Annotated in this window: 18 protein-coding genes and 2 pseudogenes; 13 read left to right on the forward strand and 7 right to left on the reverse strand. The window is 71.7% G+C overall.

Annotation, left to right across the window (positions count from 1 at the left end; translation table 11 throughout):
• Window positions 1–73: 73 nt before the first annotated feature.
• Together G7070_RS15525 and G7070_RS15530 are read right to left on the reverse strand one after the other, a co-directional pair.
• Window positions 74–2,542, reverse strand: a complete 2,469-nt coding sequence (locus G7070_RS15525) for a DNA gyrase/topoisomerase IV subunit A (protein WP_166234491.1) — start codon at window positions 2,540–2,542, stop codon at window positions 74–76.
• Between the two features lie 47 nt (window positions 2,543–2,589).
• Entirely contained in the window at window positions 2,590–3,624 is a 1,035-nt protein-coding gene (locus G7070_RS15530) for an App1 family protein phosphatidate phosphatase (RefSeq protein WP_166234492.1), read from the reverse strand.
• A gap of 56 nt (window positions 3,625–3,680) precedes the next feature.
• Here G7070_RS15530 and G7070_RS15535 point away from each other — a divergent pair, with 56 nt between their 5' ends.
• From G7070_RS15535 to G7070_RS15545, 3 genes are read left to right on the forward strand one after another with little or no spacing between them, the layout of a single operon-like run.
• Window positions 3,681–4,244 (forward strand): DUF5998 family protein, encoded by a 564-nt coding sequence (locus G7070_RS15535; RefSeq protein ID WP_166234493.1) that lies wholly within the window; start codon window positions 3,681–3,683, stop codon window positions 4,242–4,244.
• Complete coding sequence (locus G7070_RS15540; RefSeq protein WP_166234494.1) at window positions 4,241–5,377, forward strand: alkaline phosphatase family protein; 1,137 nt, start codon at window positions 4,241–4,243, stop codon at window positions 5,375–5,377. The genes G7070_RS15535 and G7070_RS15540 overlap by 4 nt, the downstream gene beginning before the upstream one ends.
• On the forward strand, window positions 5,377–6,033 hold the full coding sequence (locus G7070_RS15545) for a thymidine kinase (RefSeq protein ID WP_166234495.1): 657 nt from the start codon (window positions 5,377–5,379) through the stop codon (window positions 6,031–6,033). The genes G7070_RS15540 and G7070_RS15545 overlap by 1 nt, the downstream gene beginning before the upstream one ends.
• Window positions 6,034–6,075: 42 nt before the next feature.
• Here the strand turns inward: G7070_RS15545 and sepH are convergent, their stop codons facing one another.
• A complete protein-coding gene (gene sepH, locus G7070_RS15550) occupies window positions 6,076–7,152 on the reverse strand; it encodes a septation protein SepH (protein ID WP_431977904.1) in 1,077 nt (358 codons plus the stop codon).
• Between the two features lie 185 nt (window positions 7,153–7,337).
• On the opposite strand from sepH, the gene G7070_RS15555 reads away from it, so the two are divergent.
• Window positions 7,338–7,631: a DUF4193 domain-containing protein gene (locus G7070_RS15555; protein WP_166234497.1), complete on the forward strand. Its 294-nt coding sequence runs from the start codon at window positions 7,338–7,340 to the stop codon at window positions 7,629–7,631.
• Window positions 7,632–7,722: 91 nt separating this feature from the next.
• Here G7070_RS15555 and G7070_RS15560 read toward each other — a convergent pair whose 3' ends face one another.
• Window positions 7,723–8,013: a DUF4235 domain-containing protein gene (locus tag G7070_RS15560; RefSeq protein WP_166234498.1), complete on the reverse strand. Its 291-nt coding sequence runs from the start codon at window positions 8,011–8,013 to the stop codon at window positions 7,723–7,725.
• Between the two features lie 86 nt (window positions 8,014–8,099).
• Here G7070_RS15560 and G7070_RS15565 point away from each other — a divergent pair, with 86 nt between their 5' ends.
• Genes G7070_RS15565 through G7070_RS15580 form a run of 4 tightly spaced genes read left to right on the forward strand, consistent with a single transcriptional unit; the run spans window position 8,100 to window position 10,145 of the window.
• Window positions 8,100–8,555 (forward strand): DUF3093 domain-containing protein, encoded by a 456-nt coding sequence (locus tag G7070_RS15565; RefSeq protein ID WP_166234499.1) that lies wholly within the window; start codon window positions 8,100–8,102, stop codon window positions 8,553–8,555.
• Window positions 8,552–9,058: a dUTP diphosphatase gene (dut, locus tag G7070_RS15570; RefSeq protein WP_166234500.1), complete on the forward strand. Its 507-nt coding sequence runs from the start codon at window positions 8,552–8,554 to the stop codon at window positions 9,056–9,058. Before G7070_RS15565 ends, dut begins: the two co-directional genes overlap by 4 nt.
• Window positions 9,055–9,783, forward strand: a complete 729-nt coding sequence (locus tag G7070_RS15575; RefSeq protein ID WP_166234501.1) for a DUF3710 domain-containing protein — start codon at window positions 9,055–9,057, stop codon at window positions 9,781–9,783. Before dut ends, G7070_RS15575 begins: the two co-directional genes overlap by 4 nt.
• Before the next feature lie 11 nt (window positions 9,784–9,794).
• A complete protein-coding gene (locus tag G7070_RS15580; protein ID WP_246227158.1) occupies window positions 9,795–10,145 on the forward strand; it encodes an OB-fold nucleic acid binding domain-containing protein in 351 nt (116 codons plus the stop codon).
• A 33-nt stretch (window positions 10,146–10,178) separates the two neighbouring features.
• On the opposite strand, the gene G7070_RS15585 is transcribed toward G7070_RS15580, so the two are convergent.
• From G7070_RS15585 to G7070_RS15595, 3 genes and pseudogenes are all read right to left on the reverse strand, one after another.
• The gene (locus G7070_RS15585; RefSeq protein ID WP_166234502.1) at window positions 10,179–10,571 is read right to left on the reverse strand and encodes a VOC family protein; all 393 of its coding nucleotides are present in this window, start codon (window positions 10,569–10,571) and stop codon (window positions 10,179–10,181) included.
• Between the two features lie 41 nt (window positions 10,572–10,612).
• Window positions 10,613–11,308: a potassium channel family protein gene (locus tag G7070_RS15590; RefSeq protein ID WP_166235389.1), complete on the reverse strand. Its 696-nt coding sequence runs from the start codon at window positions 11,306–11,308 to the stop codon at window positions 10,613–10,615.
• 30 nt (window positions 11,309–11,338) lie between these two features.
• Window positions 11,339–11,974, reverse strand: a pseudogene (locus G7070_RS15595) (potassium channel family protein); the annotation flags it as partial.
• 34 nt (window positions 11,975–12,008) lie between these two features.
• Between G7070_RS15595 and G7070_RS15600 the strand changes: the two are divergent.
• The 5 genes and pseudogenes from G7070_RS15600 to G7070_RS15620 all read left to right on the forward strand — a co-directional run bounded on the left by G7070_RS15600 (window position 12,009) and on the right by G7070_RS15620 (window position 18,853).
• On the forward strand, window positions 12,009–14,042 hold the full coding sequence (locus G7070_RS15600; protein ID WP_166234503.1) for an APC family permease: 2,034 nt from the start codon (window positions 12,009–12,011) through the stop codon (window positions 14,040–14,042).
• A complete protein-coding gene (locus tag G7070_RS15605; RefSeq protein WP_166234504.1) occupies window positions 14,035–15,207 on the forward strand; it encodes a class I SAM-dependent RNA methyltransferase in 1,173 nt (390 codons plus the stop codon). The genes G7070_RS15600 and G7070_RS15605 overlap by 8 nt, the downstream gene beginning before the upstream one ends.
• A 21-nt stretch (window positions 15,208–15,228) precedes the next feature.
• Complete coding sequence (locus G7070_RS15610; RefSeq protein ID WP_166234505.1) at window positions 15,229–15,405, forward strand: DUF6767 domain-containing protein; 177 nt, start codon at window positions 15,229–15,231, stop codon at window positions 15,403–15,405.
• A gap of 78 nt (window positions 15,406–15,483) precedes the next feature.
• Window positions 15,484–18,305: pseudogene (locus G7070_RS15615) on the forward strand (aconitate hydratase).
• Between the two features lie 74 nt (window positions 18,306–18,379).
• Window positions 18,380–18,853, forward strand: coding sequence for a hypothetical protein (locus G7070_RS15620; RefSeq protein ID WP_166234506.1), 474 nt, complete (start codon window positions 18,380–18,382; stop codon window positions 18,851–18,853).
• Window positions 18,854–19,204 lie beyond the last annotated feature (351 nt).

Consider the following 19,204-nt stretch of genomic DNA (forward strand, 5'->3'; position numbering starts at 1 on the left):
CCATCTCTGCGGCGCGCAGCCTGGCCGCTTGCCGCGCCGCGTGCCCGGCTTTCCGCGCAGCCCGCCGGGGCGGCTACCCGTGGCTCCGCGTCGAGATCGCCACGACGGGCTGGGGGAGCGGCGTCCCCGATCCGTCGCGTCGCCCGGTGGCCGGGGGCAGGTCGACCGGGCTGCCGGACGCCGCCGCGGCGATGGCCGGGGCGGGGCCGACCCAGGCCAGCGTGAGGGCGTCCTCGCCCTTGAGGAACCGGTGACAACGGACGCCGCCGGTGGCGCGCCCCTTGCCCGGGTACTCCTCGAATCCGGTCACCTTCACCAGGCCCACCTCGGTGCCCGGGAGCGCGTCGGAGGAGCCCGACACGGTGACCACGACGGCGTCCGCCTCGGGGGTCGCGCCGAAGAAGACCGCCCGCGTGCCCGGGGCGAGCTTGATGCCGGCCACGCCGCCGCCCGAGCGGCCCTGCGGCCGCACCGCGGCGGCCGGGAAGTGCAGCAACTGGGCGTCGCTGCTCACGAACACCAGCTCATCGGTCTCGTCGCGCAGTTCGAGCGCGCCCACGACCTCGTCGCCCGGCTCGAGCCGGATGACCTCCCAGGAGTCGCGACCCAGCAGTTCGGGCACGACGCGCTTCACGACGCCGCGGGCCGTCCCCAGCGCCCAGCCGGTCGTGGCCTCGGTCAGCGTGGTCAACGCCAGGATGCGCTCGCCCTTGCCCAGGTCCAGCAGCTCGGCGGCGCGCGAACCGCCCTTCAGGTTGGGGGCGTCCGCGGTGAGCGCCACGCTGGGCAGCTCGATCGCGTGCGCGCGCAGCACCCGACCCGCGGAGGTCAGCACCCCGTACTCGCCGCGCGCGGTCGTGCGGACCGCCGAGACGATCACGTCGTGCTGGGCGCGCCGGCCGTCGGCGGGGATCGGCTCGTCGGTGTCGGCGCGGGCCAGCAGCCCCGCCGAGCTGAGCATGACCACGCAGGGGTCGTCGGCGATCTCCAGCGGTGCGGCGGTGGTGACCGGGGCGCCGCCGCCGGCCAGCAGCACCGTGCGGCGCGGCGTCCCGTAGGTGCGCGCCACGGCGTCCAGTTCCTTGGCCACGAGGGCGCGCAGCTGGGCGTCGTCGTCGATGATGGCCAGCAGCGCGTCGATCCGGTCGCGCAGGTCGTCCCGCTCGGACTCCAGCTCGATCCGGCTGAACTTGGTCAGCCGCCGCAGCTGCAGGTCGAGGATGTAGTTCGCCTGCGCCTCCGACAGTTCGAAGACCTCGATGAGCTTCGCGCGGGCCGAGGCGACGTCGTCCGAGCCGCGGATGATGGCGATCACGTCGTCGATGTCGGCGATCGCGATCAGCAGGCCCTCGACCAGGTGCAGCCGCTCGGACGCCTTGCGGTGCTGGAACCGGGTGCGGCGCAGCGTGACCGACATCCGGTGGTCGGCGTAGACGACCAGCGCGTCGCGCAGCGACAGCGTCTGGGGCTGGCCCTCGACGAGGGCGACCATGTTGATGCCGAAGCTGTCCTCCAGCTTGGTCATCTTGTAGAGCTGCTCGAGCATCGCGTCGGGGTTGATGCCGTTCTTGACCTCGATGACGAGCCGGGTGCCGTTGGCCAGGTCGGTGAGGTCCTTGATGTCGGCGATGCCGGAGAGCTTCTTGTTCTGCACCAGCGTCTTGATCTGGTCCATGATCTTCTCCGGGCCGACCATGTAGGGCAGCTCGGTGACGACGATGCCCTTACGGCGGGGCGACGTCTGCTCGATGCGGGCGGTGGCGCGGATCTTGAAGGAGCCGCGGCCGGTGCGGTAGGCGTCCCCGATGCCGTCGAGCCCGACGATCTTGCCGCCGGTGGGCAGGTCGGGGCCGGGCACGAAGCGCATGAGCTCGGCCACGTCGGCGTCCGGGTGCTTGAGCAGGTGCTTGACCGCCTGGATGCACTCGACGAGGTTGTGCGGCGGGATGTTGGTGGCCATACCGACGGCGATGCCGGTGGAGCCGTTGACGAGCAGGTTCGGGAACGCGGCCGGCAGCACGACGGGCTCGTTCATCTTGCCGTCGTAGTTGGGGCGGAAGTCGACCGTCTCCTGGTCGAGCTCGTCGGTCATCGCGAGTGCCGCAGGCGCCATCCGGCACTCGGTGTAGCGCATGGCGGCGGGGCCGGAGTCGAGCGAGCCGAAGTTCCCGTGGCCGTCGACGACCGGGAGCCGCATCGCGAAGTCCTGCCCCAGCCGCACCAGGGCGTCGTAGATGGCGGTGTCGCCGTGCGGGTGCAGCTTGCCCATCACGTCGCCGACGACGCGGGCGCACTTCACGTGCGGACGGTCGGGCTTCACGCCCATCTCGTCCATCGAGTAGAGGATGCGGCGCTGGACGGGTTTGAGCCCGTCGCGCGCGTCCGGGATGGCGCGGGCGTAGATCACCGAATAGGCGTACTCGAGGAAGCTGGTCTCCATCTCCTCGGTGACGTCGATGTCGGTGATGAGCTCCTGCGCATCGTCGTCCACCGGCGGCTTCGCTACCACACGTCCCCCATATCCCTGATTACCACCCGCCATTGTGGCGGTTCGCCCCCGCGCGCTCTCCTCGCCACTCCGAGGCCCGCTCAGTTCCGGCTGAGGTACCGATCGAGCACGCGGCGCAGGCCGCGGCCGTCCGGGGCGCGGAAGACCGGGATGTCACGGGGGTGCTCGGAGCTGACCTCGAGCGGCTCCATCGTGCCATGCGCCAGGAACTGCTCCGCCGGCGTGAGCTGCCGGATCGCGATCGCCGTCACGTGGTCGGGGTGGGACGCCGCGAAGTCGCCGTAGATGTCGGGGTCGTGCTGGCCGTCGTCGCCCACCAGCAGCCAGCTGATGTGCGGGTAGTCGATCGAGAGCTGCAGCAGGGCGCCGCGCTTGTGCTCGGGACCGGACCGGAACCAGCCGGTGTTCGTGGGTCCCCAGTCGGTCAGCAGCATCGCGCCGCGCGGGTAGCGGTGCCGCCGCATGAAACGCGTCAGGAAGCCGTGGGTGTTCCACGCGCCGGTCGAGAGGTAGAACACGGGGGCACCCGGACGCCGCGCGAGGACGTCGTCGAGGAACACGGCCATCCCGGGCACGGCCTGGCGGGCCTCCTCCCGGCGGAAGAACGAGTTCCAGGCGGAGATGAACAGGCGGGGCACCATCGTGGTGAGGATGGTGTCGTCGATGTCGGAGACCACCCCGAACCTCTGGTCGGCGTCCACGATCTGAGCCTCGAAGCCGACCGGCTCCGACGAGGTCGTCTCCACCGTGCCATCCCGCCAGCCCGGAGCCAGGTCGTGGTCCCGGACGCGGTGGTCGATGTAGCCGCCCCGGTCCGACGTGCCGGTCACGACGGTGTCGCCCAGATGGATCTCGTAGCGGGCGTGGACGCAGGGGGTGGTCAGGAAGTTGCGCCAGCCCCGCCGCCGCAGGAACTCCTCGGCGGCCTTGCCCAGCTGGGTGTCGTCGAAGGTGGGGGAGAGCACCACGCGGCCCAGGACGCGGACGAACGTGTCGTCGCCGTAGGCCGTGTACGGGATGACCCGCTCCTGCCAACCGAGCAGCCGGAAGAGCCGTTCGACGCGGCGGTCGACGAACAGTTCCCAGCGGGCGGCGATGAACGGCCGTTTGCTCATGGTGCACAACGGTAACGGTTTTTCGCCCGGATCCCCGCTCATGGGACAATGGCGCAATGACCAGACTCCCGCTCGACCTGAGCGCCGCGATCGTCTCCTCGGGCTACTTCCCGGAGTTCGTCGCGGCGACGGTCATGCAGGCGGTGGACGGTGAGGACGTGATCGCCTCCCTCGTCCATCACGAGGCGACGTTCAACGCCCACGAGCTCCACCGGCACATCACCGTGCTGGTGCTGACGCCGACGCGCTTCATCGTCGCCCACACCGACGACGGCGACAACCCGTCGCAGCCGCAGGCGCTCACCACCACCGAGGCCGTGGCGCTGCGCCGGCTGAAGTCGGTCGCCCTGACCCAGGTGGCGGCGAACCCGGAGCGGTTCGGCCGCGGTGCGCGCACCATCGCCGAGGCGTGGCTGGTGGTCAACTGGGGCGCCATCCGCCGGGTCGAGATCGAACCGGCCGGCTGCAACGACCCCAACTGCGACGCCGACCACGGCTTCACCGCCCAGGACCTGGCCGACGATCTCACGGTGCGGATGAGCGTCGCCGCCGACGGCGAGGACGCCGTGCTGAACCTCATCACGTTCGCCTCCAAGCTGCAGCGCGTGGCCGGTCTATGACCGAGGTGCTCGCCGCCGCGCCGATCGTCCCGACGTACGGGGCCGGCGCGCTCTCCGACGTGGTGCCGTCGATGGCCGCGTCCCTGGGGCTGCCCGGCTGGACCGACGTCCTGGGCCTGCCGGAGGCGCCCCGCTGGGTGTTGATGCTGGTCGACGGCCTGGGCGACCTCAACCTGGCCGCCGCCGCGGCGGACGCCCCGTTCCTCACGTCCCTGCGCGAGACGGGCGGGGCGCTGACCGCCGGCGTCCCCAGCACGACCGCCACCAGCATCACCAGCCTCGGCACCGGGCTCACCCCCGGCCAGCACGGCATGGTCGGCTACTCGTTCCGCAACCCGGTGGACGGCGGCCTGCTCAACGCGCTGGCCTGGCAGGACGGGCTGTCGGCCTACGACGTCCAGCCGCGCCTCACCGCCTTCGAGCGCCTGGCGCGCGCGGGCGTCGCGCTCACGACGGTGAGCCCGGCGCGGTTCGCGGGCACCGGCCTCACCGAGGCAGCACTGCGCGGCGCGCGGTTCCAGCCGGTGCCCGACGAGAGCGACCACGCGGCCCGCATCGGCTGGACCGCCGACGCCGCGGCGTCCGGCCAGCGGTCGCTGGTCTACCTGTACGAGCGGTCCCTGGACCACACCGGGCACGGCCAGGGCTGGGGCAGCCCGCAGTGGCGCGAGGCGCTGCGCCGGGTGGACGCGCTCGCCCGCGACGTGCGCGCCGCCCTGCCCGCCGACGCCCGGCTGCTCATCACCGGCGACCACGGCATGATCGACGCACCGCGGGACCGCTGGGTCATCGTCGAGGACGTGCCCGAGCTCGGCGCCGAGGTGACCCTGCTCGCGGGCGAGGGCCGGCTGCGGCAGCTGTACGCCCGCCCCGAGCACGTGGCCGCCGTCGCGGACCGCTGGCGCGACGTGCTGGGCGAGCGGGCGTGGGTGCTGACCCGCGACGAGGCGATCGACGCCGACTGGTTCGGGCCGGTGGACGGCCGCATGGCCTCCCGGATCGGCGACGTGCTGGTCGCGATGCGCGACGACGGCGCGGTGATGACGCGCACCCAGCCGCGCGAGTTCGGGCTGGTCGGCATGCACGGCTCGCTGACCGAGCTGGAGACCCGCGTCCCGCTGCTGGTGGCCTGATGGCGTCGCTGATCTACTTCACCGGCCCCATGAACTGCGGCAAGTCGACGCTGGCCCTGCAGGTCGACTACACCGAGGCGAGCGCCGGACGCCGCGGGCTGCTGTTCACCTGCTTCGACCGGGGCGGACAGGCCGTCATCAGCAGCCGGATCGGGCTCACCGCCCGCGCCATCGAGGTGACGCCCGGCTTCGACTTCTGGGAGTACGTCACCGCCGAGCTCACCGCCGGACACCGGGTGGACTACCTGGTCTGCGACGAGGCGCAGTTCTACACCGAGGCCCAGGTCGACGACCTGGCGCGCATCGTGGACGAGCTCGACATCGACGCGTCGTGCTTCGGGATCCTCACCGACTTCCGCACCGAGCTGTTCCCCGGCTCGCGGCGCCTGGTCGAGCTCGCCGACCGGATCGAGATGCTGCAGGCGCGGCCGCGCTGCTGGTGCGGCGCGCCCGCCACGCACAACGCCCGGATCGTCGACGGGGTGATGGTCGTCGAGGGCGACCAGATCGCCGTGGGCGACATGGACGCCGACGCCGTGGTCCGCTACGAGGTGCTGTGCCGCCGGCACCACCGGCGGGGGATGCCGTCGCGCAAGGGCGGGGTGGACCTCACCCCCGAGCCGCTGCCGTTCGACGACGAGCCCGCCGCGCGCTGAGCTGCGCGGGCCCGTCACGCCCTCGGCGCGGGGCGTGCCAGCTCAGTGATCGTCGGCGCGGGGCGCGCCGAACATGATCTCGTCCCAGCTGGGGACCGCCGCACGCTTGCGCTTGGGGCGCTTGCGCACCGGCTGCGGCTCCTCGGGCTCCTCTTCGTCCAGCAGGGACAACTGCTCGGGCTCGGCGGGGGAGGACGCCGCCGGCGCGTCGGACGCCGCGGGGGCCTCATCCGGCGTCGCGGGGGTCTCGGGCGCCGGACGCTCGCCCTCGACCACCTCCACGACCTCGACCACCTCGACGATCGGCGGCTCCTCGGCCGCCGGTGCCGCCTCCTTGGGGTGCACGAGGCCGGCGTAGATCTTCACCGAGTCCTCGTCGAAGCTCGACAGCATGTCGTAGAGGACGTCCAGGTCGCTCTGCGCGGGCGGGACGATGTCGTAGACGCCGTCCACCTCGGCCAGGTCGCCCTCGTGGAAGGCGTCCTCAGCCTCGAGGTCGTCCTCGGGCGCCTCGCGCTCGTCCTCGTCGGTGTCCGACCCCTCCTCGGGTGCGGTCCCCGGCAGGTGGTGCACCTGCGCGACCGGATCCTGGGTGACGCGGACCAGCGCGAGATCGTCGGCGGCCGGGACGTCTCCGATGAGGCGCTTGGCCTCCTCGTCGTCGGCGACGCTGAACCGGCCCATCTGGTCGTAGGCGAACGAGGCGGTGCGGGGCTCGTCGGCGCCGGGGAACGTCACCTGGACGCGCCAGCGCCGGTCGGCGAGCTTCCAGGCGTCCCACGTGGCGCCGTCAGCGTCCAGGCCCTCGGCGGCCAGCGTGTCGGCCACAGCGTTGCGCAGGGTGCGGTGCGACGTCGTCTCGCCGCGGCGGCGCACGGGATGCGTGCGGGCCAGCCCGGCGACATGGTCGCGCTCGGCCATCACCGGGTCGGAGAAGGCGGCGATGCGCTCGATCGGGACGCCCGCGGCGGCGGCGACGTCCGCGGGGGATTCGCCCGCACGGATGCGCGCCTGGATGTCGCGTGGTCGCAAGGAACTATCCATCATCAGTCTCCGAGTCGACGGGGGCGGTGCCTCGGCAGGTGGCCGCCGGCGCTCACCCCCGTGGGTGTCGTACAAAGTAACCTACCGTGCCCGACCCCGCCGACGGCGAGCGCCTCGACGCGATGTCGAGACAACCTGACTGGGGTGGGACTTGACGGGTGTGATATATGTGCGTCTGCACCTCGTGCACGGCGCCGGGACCTTCCCCGGAGAGCCGCGCACGGGAATCGACACCCTTTGTCAGCTGGTGGAAAGGCATCATGGCGACTGATTACGACGCTCCTCGCAAGAACGACGAGGAGAACGAGGACAGCATCGAGGAGCTCAAGAGCCGGCGCAACGACAAGAACTCGGGGAAGGTCGACGAGGACGAGGTCGAGGCCGCCGAATCGTTCGAGCTCCCCGGAGCCGACCTGTCCCACGAGGAGCTGACCGTACGGGTTCTGCCCCGGCAGGCCGACGAGTTCACGTGCGCCAGCTGCTTCCTCGTGAAGCAGCGCTCGCAGGTGGCCAAGGAGGTCAACGGACTGCTCTACTGCGTGGACTGCGCCTGAGCGCTGAGCGGCGCCGCCCGGAACACCGGGCGGCGCCGCCGTTCAACGGGCCGCTGCGGCAACGCGCGGCCCGTTCTGCGTGCGTGAGGGGCTAGAACCGGAGGTTGACCGCGCGGGCGAGCTGATCCTCACCGATGTAGGCCGACCAGCGCTTCGCGGCGAAGCGGTTGATGAGCACCTGGGACAGCCCCACGCCGACGGCGACGGCGACGACCCACGCGACCGCCTGCCCGGTGGGAACCGTCGGGTCGTTGGGATGGGGCGGCTCCTCGCCGGTGACGAACTCCCAGGCGCCGTCGACCACCTTCTTGGTCACCGCCGCCGCAGCGATGCCCACGGCGGTCGAGTAGAGGTTCCAGACCATCTTCTGGGGGATGTCCATGCTGTCCTGCCCGTCCGGGCGGCCCGGCGGCCGCGTTCGGGTCAACCCTAGCCCGCGGGCCGCGGCGCGTTCGATAGATTGGGGGCGTGGAATACCGCGAACGTCTGAGCGCCCCGGGTTGGTACTGGCTCGTGGGCGTGGCCTTCGGCACCAGCGGCGTGCTGGCGCTCGGCCTCTGGTTCGGCCCGTGGGTCGGCTTCGGGGCGGCGCTGGCGAGCGTGGCCCTCATCGGGCTCGCGGTCGCCTGGATGGGACGCACCGAGATCAGCGTGGACGCCGCCGGCGTCCGGGTGGGCCCCAACCTGCTCGAGTGGCCCTGGGCGGGCGAGGTGACGGAGCTGGACGCCGAGCAGACCCAGGCGCTGCTGGGGGCCGCCTCCGACCCGTCCGCGTTCGTGGTGCAGCGGCCCTGGCTCTCGCGCGCGGTCCGCGTCCAGGTGGCCGACGCCGCCGACCCCCACCCCTACTGGCTCCTCGGCACCCGTCACCCCCGCAAGCTGGCCCAGGCGATCGAACGAGCGCGCACCGGGACACCGGCGTGACCACCGACTGGACGCCGACGGTCCCGGTCCGCCGCCTCGACCCCGGCGTCCCGCTGCCGCGCTACGCGCACCCCGGGGACGCGGGCGCCGACATCGCCACCGCGGTGGACGTCACGCTGGAACCGGGGGAGCGGGCGCTCGTCGGCACCGGGATCGCCCTGGCCGTCCCGGAGGGTTGGGCGTGCTTCGTGCACCCGCGTTCGGGCCTGGCGGCCCGCGAGGGGATCACCATCGTCAACGCGCCCGGGACGGTGGACGCGGGCTACCGCGGCGAACTGCACGTCTGCCTGCTCAACACCGACCGAAGCCGCAGGGTGATACTGCGACGGGGGGACTTGATCGCGCAGCTAGTCTTCCAACCCGTCGGACGAGCCGGCTTCGTCGAGACCCAGCAATTGGCCGACAGCCCGCGCGGCGCGGGCGGCCACGGCTCGACCGGCGGAGTGGCGAGTTGGTCCGACGAGACGGACCCCAGTGCACCAGACGGAGGGACACCACAGTGATCTTTGGGCGTAAGGCGCGGGCCGCCGAGGAAGCCGAACTCGAGCGCGACGAGGCGATCGAGGACGAGGCCGACCTCGAGGACGCCGCCGACACCGACCCCGACGACATCGACGAGGCCGACGACACCGACGAGGAGGCGGCCGAGGCGGCCGTCGACCCGCGCGAGGACGGCCCCTTCGACTTCGAGGAGGTCGCCCTGGACGCCGACGAGGTGCAGCGCATCACCTTCGGGCCGGTCATCATCACGCCGTTCGAGGGGCTCGGCCTGCAGCTGCACGGCAACCCCGAGACCGGCATGATCCAGGCGCTGCTGGCGACGTATGAGGAGTCCGGCCTGGAGCTGGCGCTCTTCGCCGCGCCGCGCAGCGGTTCGCTGGCCGACGAACTCCGCGAGGAGATCGTCGAGGAGGCCACCCAGGGCGGCGGGCACGCCGAGGAGGCGGACGGGCCGTTCGGCCCCGAGGTGCGCCGCGTGATGCCGATCGACGGCCCCGAGGGCGAGCAGCTGTTCCACGTGTCGCGGGTGTGGCTCGTGGACGGCCCCCGCTGGCTGCTGCGGGGCACGCTGATGGGCCAGGCGGCCATGGTCGAGGGCGAGGACGCACCCGCGGACGTGTTCGTGGAGTTCTTCCGCAACGTCGTCATCCGTCGCGACGAGGCTCCCCGCGTGCCGGGCGAGCTGATCCAGCTCGCCCTCCCCGAGGGCGAGGCCCCGCAGGGCTAGGAGGCACCATCATGGGCCTGAAGGACACGCTGCGCAGCCTGCTGCGCTCCACCGACGAGATCGCCTCGGCGGACCGGCACAAGATCGCCGCCGAGGAGGGCGCGGACTCCGTCGCCCAGTGCACCGACCGCAGCCGGGTCACGCTGCGCGGCACGGTCGACGTCCTCACCGTGCGGCCGCGCGGCACCACCAAGTGGCTGGAGGCCGAGATGACCGACGGCACGGGGCAGGTGCGGCTGATCTGGATGGGGCGGCACGAGATCCCGGGCATCGACGCCGGGCGCGACCTCGTCGTCGAGGGCCGGATCTCGGTGAGCGACGGCGAGCGCGTGATGTACAACCCGCGCTACGAGCTGCGCTGATCGCGCCGGGCACCCTCGCCCGCCGTCGGGCGCTCAGGACTCCTCGGAGACGACCTCGGCCTTGAAGCCCGCCGCGTTCTCCAGCCAGCCCGCGTAGTGGCCGTCCCCGCCCGCGTGCGGGTACCGCTCCTGGTACAGCGGCGTCCAGCCGTGCTCGGGCGCCTCGGCCATCACGGCGTCGACCGCCTCCCGGCTGTCGGCGCGGAACGCGAGGTGGTTCAGGCCGGCGCGGCGCCGGTCGTGGGTGGGGTCGCTCAGGTTGGGCGACGTCGTCAGCGTCAGGTAGGAGCCCCCGGCGGCCCAGGTCTGGCCGCCCGGCCATTCGGTCTCCAGCATGAAGCCGAGCCGCTGCAGCAGCCAGGCCCAGTCGTCCTGGAGGGTGGGAGGTTCGGCGACCCAGAGTTCGACGTGATGCAGTCCGGACATGGCGTCAGCCTCTCACAGGAGGGACGCCCCGGACCGGCTGCTCACTCCTCGTCGTCGTCCATGACGCGCTCGCGCTCGACGCCGGGGGCGAGGTAGTGCGCCAGGTCGAGTTCGGCGTCGGGGTGGACCACGAAGAGCAACTCGTCGTCGCCCTCCAGGGAGCCGTCCTTCTGCGGAGGCGTGGCGTTCCCGTCGCGGATCACGGCCACCAGGACGGCGTCGCCGGGGAAATCGAGCTCGTCGATGCGGTGGCCGATGATCGGGCTGTCGGTGGGCAGCGTCATCTCCACGAGGTTCGTGCGCCCGCCCTTGAAGGAGAACAGGCGCACCAGGTCGCCGACGGTGACGGCCTCCTCGACGAGCGCGCACATGAGGCGCGGGGTCGAGACGGCGACGTCCACGCCCCACACGTCGTCGAACATCCACTCGTTGCTCGGGTGGTTGACCCGCGCCACGGTGCGGGGCACCGCGAACTCGGTCTTGGCCAGCAGGCTCGTGACGAGGTTCGCCTTGTCGTCGCCGGTCGCGGCGATCGCGACGTCGCAGCGGTCCAGGCGGGCCTCCTCCAGCGAGTCGACCTCGCAGGCGTCGGCCAGCAGCCACTCGGCCCCGGGGACGCTGTCGGGCTTGATGGCCTTGGGATCGCGGTCGATCAGCAGGATCTTGTGGCCGTTGGCCAGCAGCTCGCGGGCGATGGAACGGCCGACGTTGCCGGCCCCGGCGATGGCGACGCGCACGGGTGTCTCCTTCTTCGACTCAGTGCTTGGCGGGGGCTCGGACAGGATCTGCTCGACGCGGGGGACGTCCTCGTTGGCCAGCGCCACGTAGAGGATGTCGCCGTCCTGGAGCAGCGTGTCGTCGGTGGGGACCAGCCCCTGGCCGAACCGGGTCAGGAACGGGACGCGGGCGTGCAGCAGCGACTCGATGCGGCCGATCCGCTGGCCCACCCAGGCGTCGTGCGCGCCCACCTGGATGAGACGGACCTGCCCTGACGGGTCGCGCCACTGCGGCTCCGAGCCCTCGGGCAGCAGCCGGCGCAGCACCTGGTCCGACGCCCAACGCACCGTCGCCACCGACGGGATGCCGAGCCGCTCGTAGACCTCGGCGCGGCCCTGGTCGTAGATCCGCGCCACGACGTTGTCGATGCCGTAGGTCTCGCGCACCACGCGGGCGGCCAGGATGTTCGAGTTGTCGCCCGAGGACACGGCGGCGAACCCGTCGGCCTCCTTGATGCCCGCCGCGACGAGCACCTTCCGGTCGAAACCGATGCCCTTCACGGTCGCGCCGTGGAAGTCGGGACCCAGCCGCCGGAAGGCGTCCGGATCCTGGTCGATGACGGCGACGGAATGGCCCCGGCGCTCGAGCGCGCGGGCCAACGAGGACCCCACGCGGCCGCACCCCATGATCACGATGTGCACGGCGCTAGAGTGTACCCCCGTGAACGTCGCGGACGCCCTGAAGCGAGTACTGGTCGGGCGCAAGCTGGCCAGTGCCCAGCTGGGGGAGACCCTGCTCCCCAAGCGCATCGCGTTGCCGGTCTTCGCCTCCGACGCGCTCTCCTCGGTCGCCTACGCCCCCGACGAGATCATCCTCACCCTCAGCCTGGCCGGCGTCGCCGGCTTCTTCTTCTCCTGGCAGATCGGGCTCGCGGTCGCGGTCGTCATGGCGGTGGTGGTGCTGTCCTACCGCCAGACGGTGCACGCCTATCCCTCCGGCGGCGGCGACTTCGAGGTCGCCACCGTGAACCTCGGACCCAACGCGGGCCTGACGGTCGCCTCGGCCCTGTTGGTCGACTACATCCTCACGGTGGCCGTCTCGGTGAGTTCGGGGGTGCAGAACGCCAAGGCGCTGTTCCCGTTCATGGTCGGCTACGAGGGGGTGGTGGCTGCGGTCATCATCCTGGTGCTGATGGCCATGAACCTGCGCGGCGTCCGGGAGTCGGGGACGCTGTTCGCGATCCCGACCTACGGGTTCATGTTCGCCGTGCTGGGCATGATCCTCGTCGGCCTGTTCCGGATCTTCGTGCTGGGGCAGCCGCTGAACGCCCCGACCGCCGAGTTCGACGTGGTCGGCGACCCGTTCTACTCCCAACTGACCGGCTTCGCCATGATCGCGCTGCTCGCCCGGGCGTTCTCGTCCGGATCGGCGGCGCTGACCGGCGTGGAGGCGATCTCCAACGGCGTCCCGGCGTTCCGCGAGCCGAAGAGCCGCAACGCCGCCACGACGCTGGCGCTGCTCGGCACGATCGCGATCTCGATGCTCACCGGCATCCTCGCCCTGGCGAACCTGACGCGGGCCAAGATGGTCGACGAGGCGGCGGGCGTCCACTTCACGCTCAACGGCGCCCCGGTCGAGGACCATCAGGACACGATCATCGCCCAGCTGGCCGCCACGGTGTTCGACGTGTTCCCGGTGGGCTTCGTGCTGGTGATCACCATGACGATGATCATCCTGTTCCTCGCCGCCAACACCGCGTTCAACGGCTTCCCGGTGCTGAGCTCGATCCTGGCCCGTCACGGCTTCCTGCCCAAGGCGCTCTACACCCGGGGCGACCGGCTGGCCTACAGCAACGGCATCATCCTGCTCGCGTTGGCGGCGGTCGGGCTGGTGCTGGTCTTCAACGCCAGCGTCACCGCCCTCATCCAGCTGTACGTCGTCGGCGTCTTCGTGTCCTTCACCGTCAGCCAGCTGGGGATGCTGCGGCACTGGACGCGCCACCTCGCGACCGAGGTCGACCCGGCCGCACGCCGGACGATGAAGCGGGCCCGCGCCATCAACGCGGTCGGCCTCACGTTCACCGGCACCGTGCTCGTCATCGTGCTGGCCTCGAAGTTCATCTACGGCGCCTACCTGGCGATCCTGGCCATGGCGCTGCTGTTCGTCCTGATGAAGCTCATCAGCCGGCACTACCAGAAGGTGGCCGAGGAGACGGCGCTGTCGCCCTCGGACGTCCGGATGCTGCCCAGCCGGGTGCACGCCGTGGTGCTGGTGACGGAACTGGACAAGCCCTCGCTGCGGGCCGTGACCTTCGCGCGGGCGAGCCGGTCCAGCAGCATGGAGGCGGTCACCGTCGCCTCCGACGAGGAGCACACCCGCCACATCCGCGAGCAGTGGGACGCGCTGGATCCCGGCATGCCGCTCAAGATCATCTCCAGCCCCTACCGCGAGGTCGTCACCCCCTTCGTCAAGTACGTCAAGGGCCTCAGCTCGGGCAACCCGCGCGACGTGGTCATGGTCTACGTCCCCGAACTGGTGGTGGGCCACTGGTGGGAGCGGCTGCTGCACAACCAGACCACGCTGCTCATCAAGACGCGGCTCGCGTTCGTGCGCGGCGTCATCACCGCGGCGGTGCCGTACCAGCTGGCGTCCTCGCGGCACGCCATCGACCGGGTCGTCCGGCAGGACGGCGCCAAGTGGCGGCGCCCCGGCACCGGCACCGTGCACTCCGGCGCCCACCTCGACGATGAGTGAGGACGCGCCCGCGGTCGGCGACGTGCTCGCCGACGTCGAGATCGGGCCGATCGCGCACGGCGGGCACTGGGTCGCCCGGCACGAGGGCCGCGTCGTGTTCGTGCGGCACGCCCTGGCCGGGGAGCGGGTCGTCGTCCGGCTCACGGGGGTCGCCAAGCGGCACGCGTTCGGCGACGCGGTCGCCGTCATCGAGGCCAGCCCGCACCGGGTCGAGGAGCCCTGCGCGATCGCGGCGACGTGCGGGGGCTGCGACTTCCAGCACGTGGAGGTCGGGCACCAGCGCGAGCTCAAGCGTCAGGTGGTCGCCGAGCAGGTGCGCCGCCTGGCCGGGATCGCGTGGGACGGCGAGGTGGAGGGGGTCGACCCGGACGCCTTCGGCTGGCGGACGCGGATGCGGTACCGCCGCGGAGGCGAAGGCTGGGGGCTGCGCCGCAGCCGCTCGCACGAGGTGTCGGCCCTGCCGGCGGTCGGCTGCCTGATCGCCGCGCCCGCCCTCGCCGCGCCGCCCCCGGACGCCGCCGGCGACGAGATCATCGGCGTCGACGGGCCTCAGGGGTCCGTCTGGGTCGCACCGGGCGCCGAGACGGTCGTGACGGCGCAGGCGGCCGGGCGGTCGTGGCGCGTGCGCGCCGACGGCTTCTGGCAGGTCCACCCCCAGGCGGCCGACACGCTCGTGGCGGCGGTGCTCGACGGGGTGCGGCCCCGTCCCGACGAGGTGGCCCTCGATCTCTACTGCGGCGTCGGGCTGTTCGCCGGCGCCCTGGTGGACGCCGGCCTGCGGGTCACCGGCGTCGAGGGCGCCCGCGAGGCCGTCGAGTTGGCCCGGGGCAACGTGCCCGAGGCGCGCTTCCTGTCCGGGGGAGTGGAGAAGGTGCTGGCGCGGCGCCCCCCGCGCGGTCGCCGTGGCGGCCCGCCCGCGCTGCCGGATCGCGCCGACGTGGTCGTCCTGGACCCCCCGCGCACCGGCGCGGGTGCCGCGGTGATCGAGGCCGTCGCCCGGCGGCGTCCCCGGGTCGTGGCCTACGTCGCGTGCGACCCGGCGGCGCTGGCGCGCGACCTGCGCACGGCCGGCGAGCACGGCTACCGCGTCGCGTCGCTGCGGGCCTTCGACCTGTTCCCGCAGACGCATCACGTGGAGTGCGTGGCGATCCTGACCCGGGGGTAAGCTCGCGCGCAGGAGGGATGGATGGCTCGCTACATCGAGGCTCGTTGCCCGTTGCGCCCGCAGGACAAGTGCTCCTTGTGCACCCCCGGGGCCGACGGACCGCACAACTGCGGCCTCGTGTACCTGATGATGGACGACGACGAGTTGCGCGAAGAGTATGCGGCGCGTCGGCGGGCCGATCGGGCTCATCGCGGCTGATCCATTCCCGGAGCACAGGAAGTACGCTATTATCTCGACGTCGAGATATTAGTGAACGTCGACCAGGAGGCAGACCACATGAGCGTCAACAGCTTCGGGGCGAAGGCCGAGCTCAACTCGAGCGGCACGTCCTACCAGATCTACTCCGTCAAGGCGGTGGAGGGCTCCGACACGTTGCCCTACAGCCTCAAGGTGCTGCTGGAGAACCTCCTGCGCACCGAGGACGGGGCGAACATCACCGCCGAGCAGATCACGGCGCTCGGCACGTGGGACGAGACGGCGGAGCCGTCCAAGGAGATCCAGTTCACCCCCGCGCGCGTCATCATGCAGGACTTCACCGGCGTGCCCTGCGTCGTCGACCTGGCGACGATGCGCGAGGCCGTGCAGGCCCTGGGTGGGGATCCGTCGAAGGTGAACCCGCTCAGCCCGGCCGAGATGGTCATCGACCACTCGGTCATCGCCGACTTCTTCGGCACCGACCAGGCCATGGAACTCAACATGGACGTCGAGTACGAGCGCAACCGCGAGCGGTACCAGTTCCTGCGGTGGGGCCAGACCGCGTTCGACGACTTCAAGGTCGTCCCGCCGGGCACCGGCATCGTGCACCAGGTCAACATCGAGAACCTGGCCCGCGTCGTGTTCCCGCGCGAGGTGGACGGCGAACTGCTCGCCTACCCCGACACCTGTGTGGGCACCGACTCCCACACCACGATGGTCAACGGCCTCGGGGTGGTCGGCTGGGGCGTGGGCGGCATCGAGGCCGAGGCGGCCATGCTGGGCCAGCCCGTCTCGATGCTGGTGCCGCGCGTCGTGGGCTTCAAGCTCTCGGGCAAGCTCAGCGACGGAGTGACCGCCACCGACCTGGTGCTCACGATCACCGAGATGCTGCGCCTGCACAAGGTGGTGGGCAAGTTCGTCGAGTTCTACGGCCCGTCCGTCGCCGAGGTGCCGCTGGCCAACCGCGCCACCATCGGCAACATGAGCCCCGAGTACGGCTCGACCATCGCCGTCTTCCCGGTCGACGACAAGACGCTGGACTACCTGCGCCTGACGGGCCGCTCCGAGGAGCAGATCAAGCTGGTCGAGGACTACACCAAGGCACAGGGCCTGTGGCACGACCCCGAGGCCGAGCCGCGTTACTCCGAGTACCTCGAACTCGACCTGTCGACCGTCGTGCCGAGCATCGCCGGCCCGAAGCGCCCGCAGGACCGCGTCGTGCTCGCCGAGTCGAAGGTGGCCTTCCGCCAGGCACTCCCGAGCTACGCGGGGTCGCCCGACGAGCTCGAGGGCTACGACGAGAACGTCGCCGAGACGATCCCCGCCTCGGACCCGACCGCGGCGGACCCCAACGTCCCGGACAACTCCCCGGCCCCGGCCGATCAGGGCCACGGCGAACTGCCGTCGCGGGTCAACAAGCCCACCCTGGTGACGCTGCCCGACGGCACGCAGTTCGAGCTTGACCACGGCGCGGTCACGGTCGCGTCCATCACGTCGTGCACCAACACCTCGAACCCGTCGGTGATGCTCGGTGCCGCCCTGGTCGCCAAGAAGGCCGTCGAGAAGGGCCTGCGGCCCAAGCCGTGGGTGAAGACCACCGTGGCGCCCGGCTCGAAGGTCGTCACCGACTACTACGAGAAGTCCGGCCTGCAGCAGTACCTGGACAGCCTCGGCTTCAACACCGTCGGCTACGGCTGCGTCACCTGCATCGGCAACACCGGTCCGCTCATCCCGGAGGTCAGCCAGGCCATCAACGACGCCGACCTCGCCGTCGCGGCCGTCCTCTCGGGCAACCGCAACTTCGAGGGCCGCATCAGCCCCGACGTGAAGATGAACTACCTCGCGTCGCCGCCGCTGGTCATCGTGTACGCGCTGGCGGGCACGATGGACATCGACCTGGCCACCGAGCCGCTGGGGCAGGACGCCGACGGCAACGACGTGTTCATGGCCGACATCTGGCCGACCACCGAGGAGATCGAGGACGTCATCGGCGGCTCGATCAGCGCGGAGATGTTCGAGCGCCGCTACGCCGACGTGTTCGCCGGCGACGACAAGTGGCGCTCGCTGCCGACCCCCGACGGCGAGATCTTCGAGTGGGACGCCGACTCGACGTACGTGCGCAAGCCCCCGTACTTCGACGGCATGCCCGAGCAGCCCGCCCCGGTCACCGACATCGAGGGCGCCCGCGTCCTGCTGAAGCTGGGTGACTCGGTGACCACCGACCACATCAGCCCCGCCGGCAACATCAAGGCCGACACCCCGGCCGGCCAGTACCTGACCGAGCACGGCGTGCAGCGCAAGGACTTCAACAGCTACGGCTCGCGCCGCGGCAACCACGAGGTCATGATCCGCGGGACGTTCGCCAACATCCGGCTGCGCAACCAGATCGCGCCCGGCACCGAAGGCGGCTACACCCGCGACTTCACCCAGGCCGACGGCCCGGTGTCGTTCGTGTACGACGCCTCGGTCAACTACCAGGCCGCCGGCATCCCGCTGGTCGTCCTGGCCGGCAAGGAGTACGGCTCCGGCAGCTCGCGCGACTGGGCGGCCAAGGGCACGTCGCTGTTGGGCGTCAAGGCCGTCATCGCCGAGAGCTACGAGCGCATCCACCGCTCCAACCTCATCGGCATGGGCGTCCTGCCGCTGCAGTTCCCTGAGGGGCAGACCGCCGACAGCCTGGGCCTGGACGGGACGGAGACCTTCGCCATCGCGGGGGTCACCGCGCTCAACGACGGCACCACCCCGGAGACCGTCGCGGTCACCGCGGTGAAGCCCGACGGCACCGAGATCGCGTTCGACGCCGTCGTGCGCATCGACACCCCGGTGAGGCGGACTACTACCGCAACGGCGGCATCATGCAGTACGTCCTGCGGCACCTCGTCGCCAAGGATCAGGCCGCCTGATCCGCGGCGCGCACCGCTGAGCGTCACCCCGGCCGGGCACACTGGCCGGGGTGACGTCCGTTTCGAGGAGGGGCATGGACGAGCAGGAGATCAGGTTCCGGGTCGCGGAGGCGCCCGTGGGCGGCGGGCGCATCGCCTGGTCGTACCTGGGCACGCTGCTGGCGGCGCTCGTGGCGACCCTGCTGTGGGCGGCCTGGAGCCCGTTCGGCGGCGGCTTCTGCGGGCCCGACAACCCCACCTGCGAGCTCGGCTGGAACATCGTCGGCTTCCTCGGGGCGCTGGTGCTGGCGCTCGCGCTGCCGGCCTACGTCCTGCGGCTCGGCTGGGAGTGGTGGGGCGTCGGCGCGGCCGTCCTGCTCGGCACGCCCGTATGGGGCGACGGCGCCACGCCGCGGACGATCCTGATCGTCGCCCTGGGCATGCCGCTGCTCGCGGCCCTGCTGACGTGGCGCGGCCCGGCGCGACCCCGCTGGCGGCCGTGGCTGGTCGTCGGGCTGCTGGCGCTGGCGGTGGCGGGCTCCGCGCTGGTGCTCCTGCTGCTGTTCTGACCCGCCTTGAAACCTGTCCGACCCGACGCCTAGAATCGAACGCACGTTCGAAGAAGGGGGTCGCCATGGGCACGATGACGTGGACGCCGATGGGCTCGCACGGCTTCGGCCGGCACGCCGACGGGGGCGTCGCCCCAGCGGACGCACCCGCTTCCCGGCCCAGACGGCGCTGTACACGCCGCCGGGCTGGCCGCAGGAGGTGCAGCCGCCGCACACCCCGGAGTGGGAGGTCACGGCGACGGCGTTCCTGCTCGACTGCTGCCCGGCCGACTACCGCGGCTACCCCGTCCTGCGCCGCCACCCCGTCGTGCTGGCCAGGTTCGCGGCCGAGTACGTCGAGTCGCAGATCGG

The sequence above is a fragment of the Propioniciclava coleopterorum genome, assembly GCF_011393335.1.
GTDB lineage: Bacteria > Actinomycetota > Actinomycetes > Propionibacteriales > Propionibacteriaceae > Propioniciclava > Propioniciclava coleopterorum.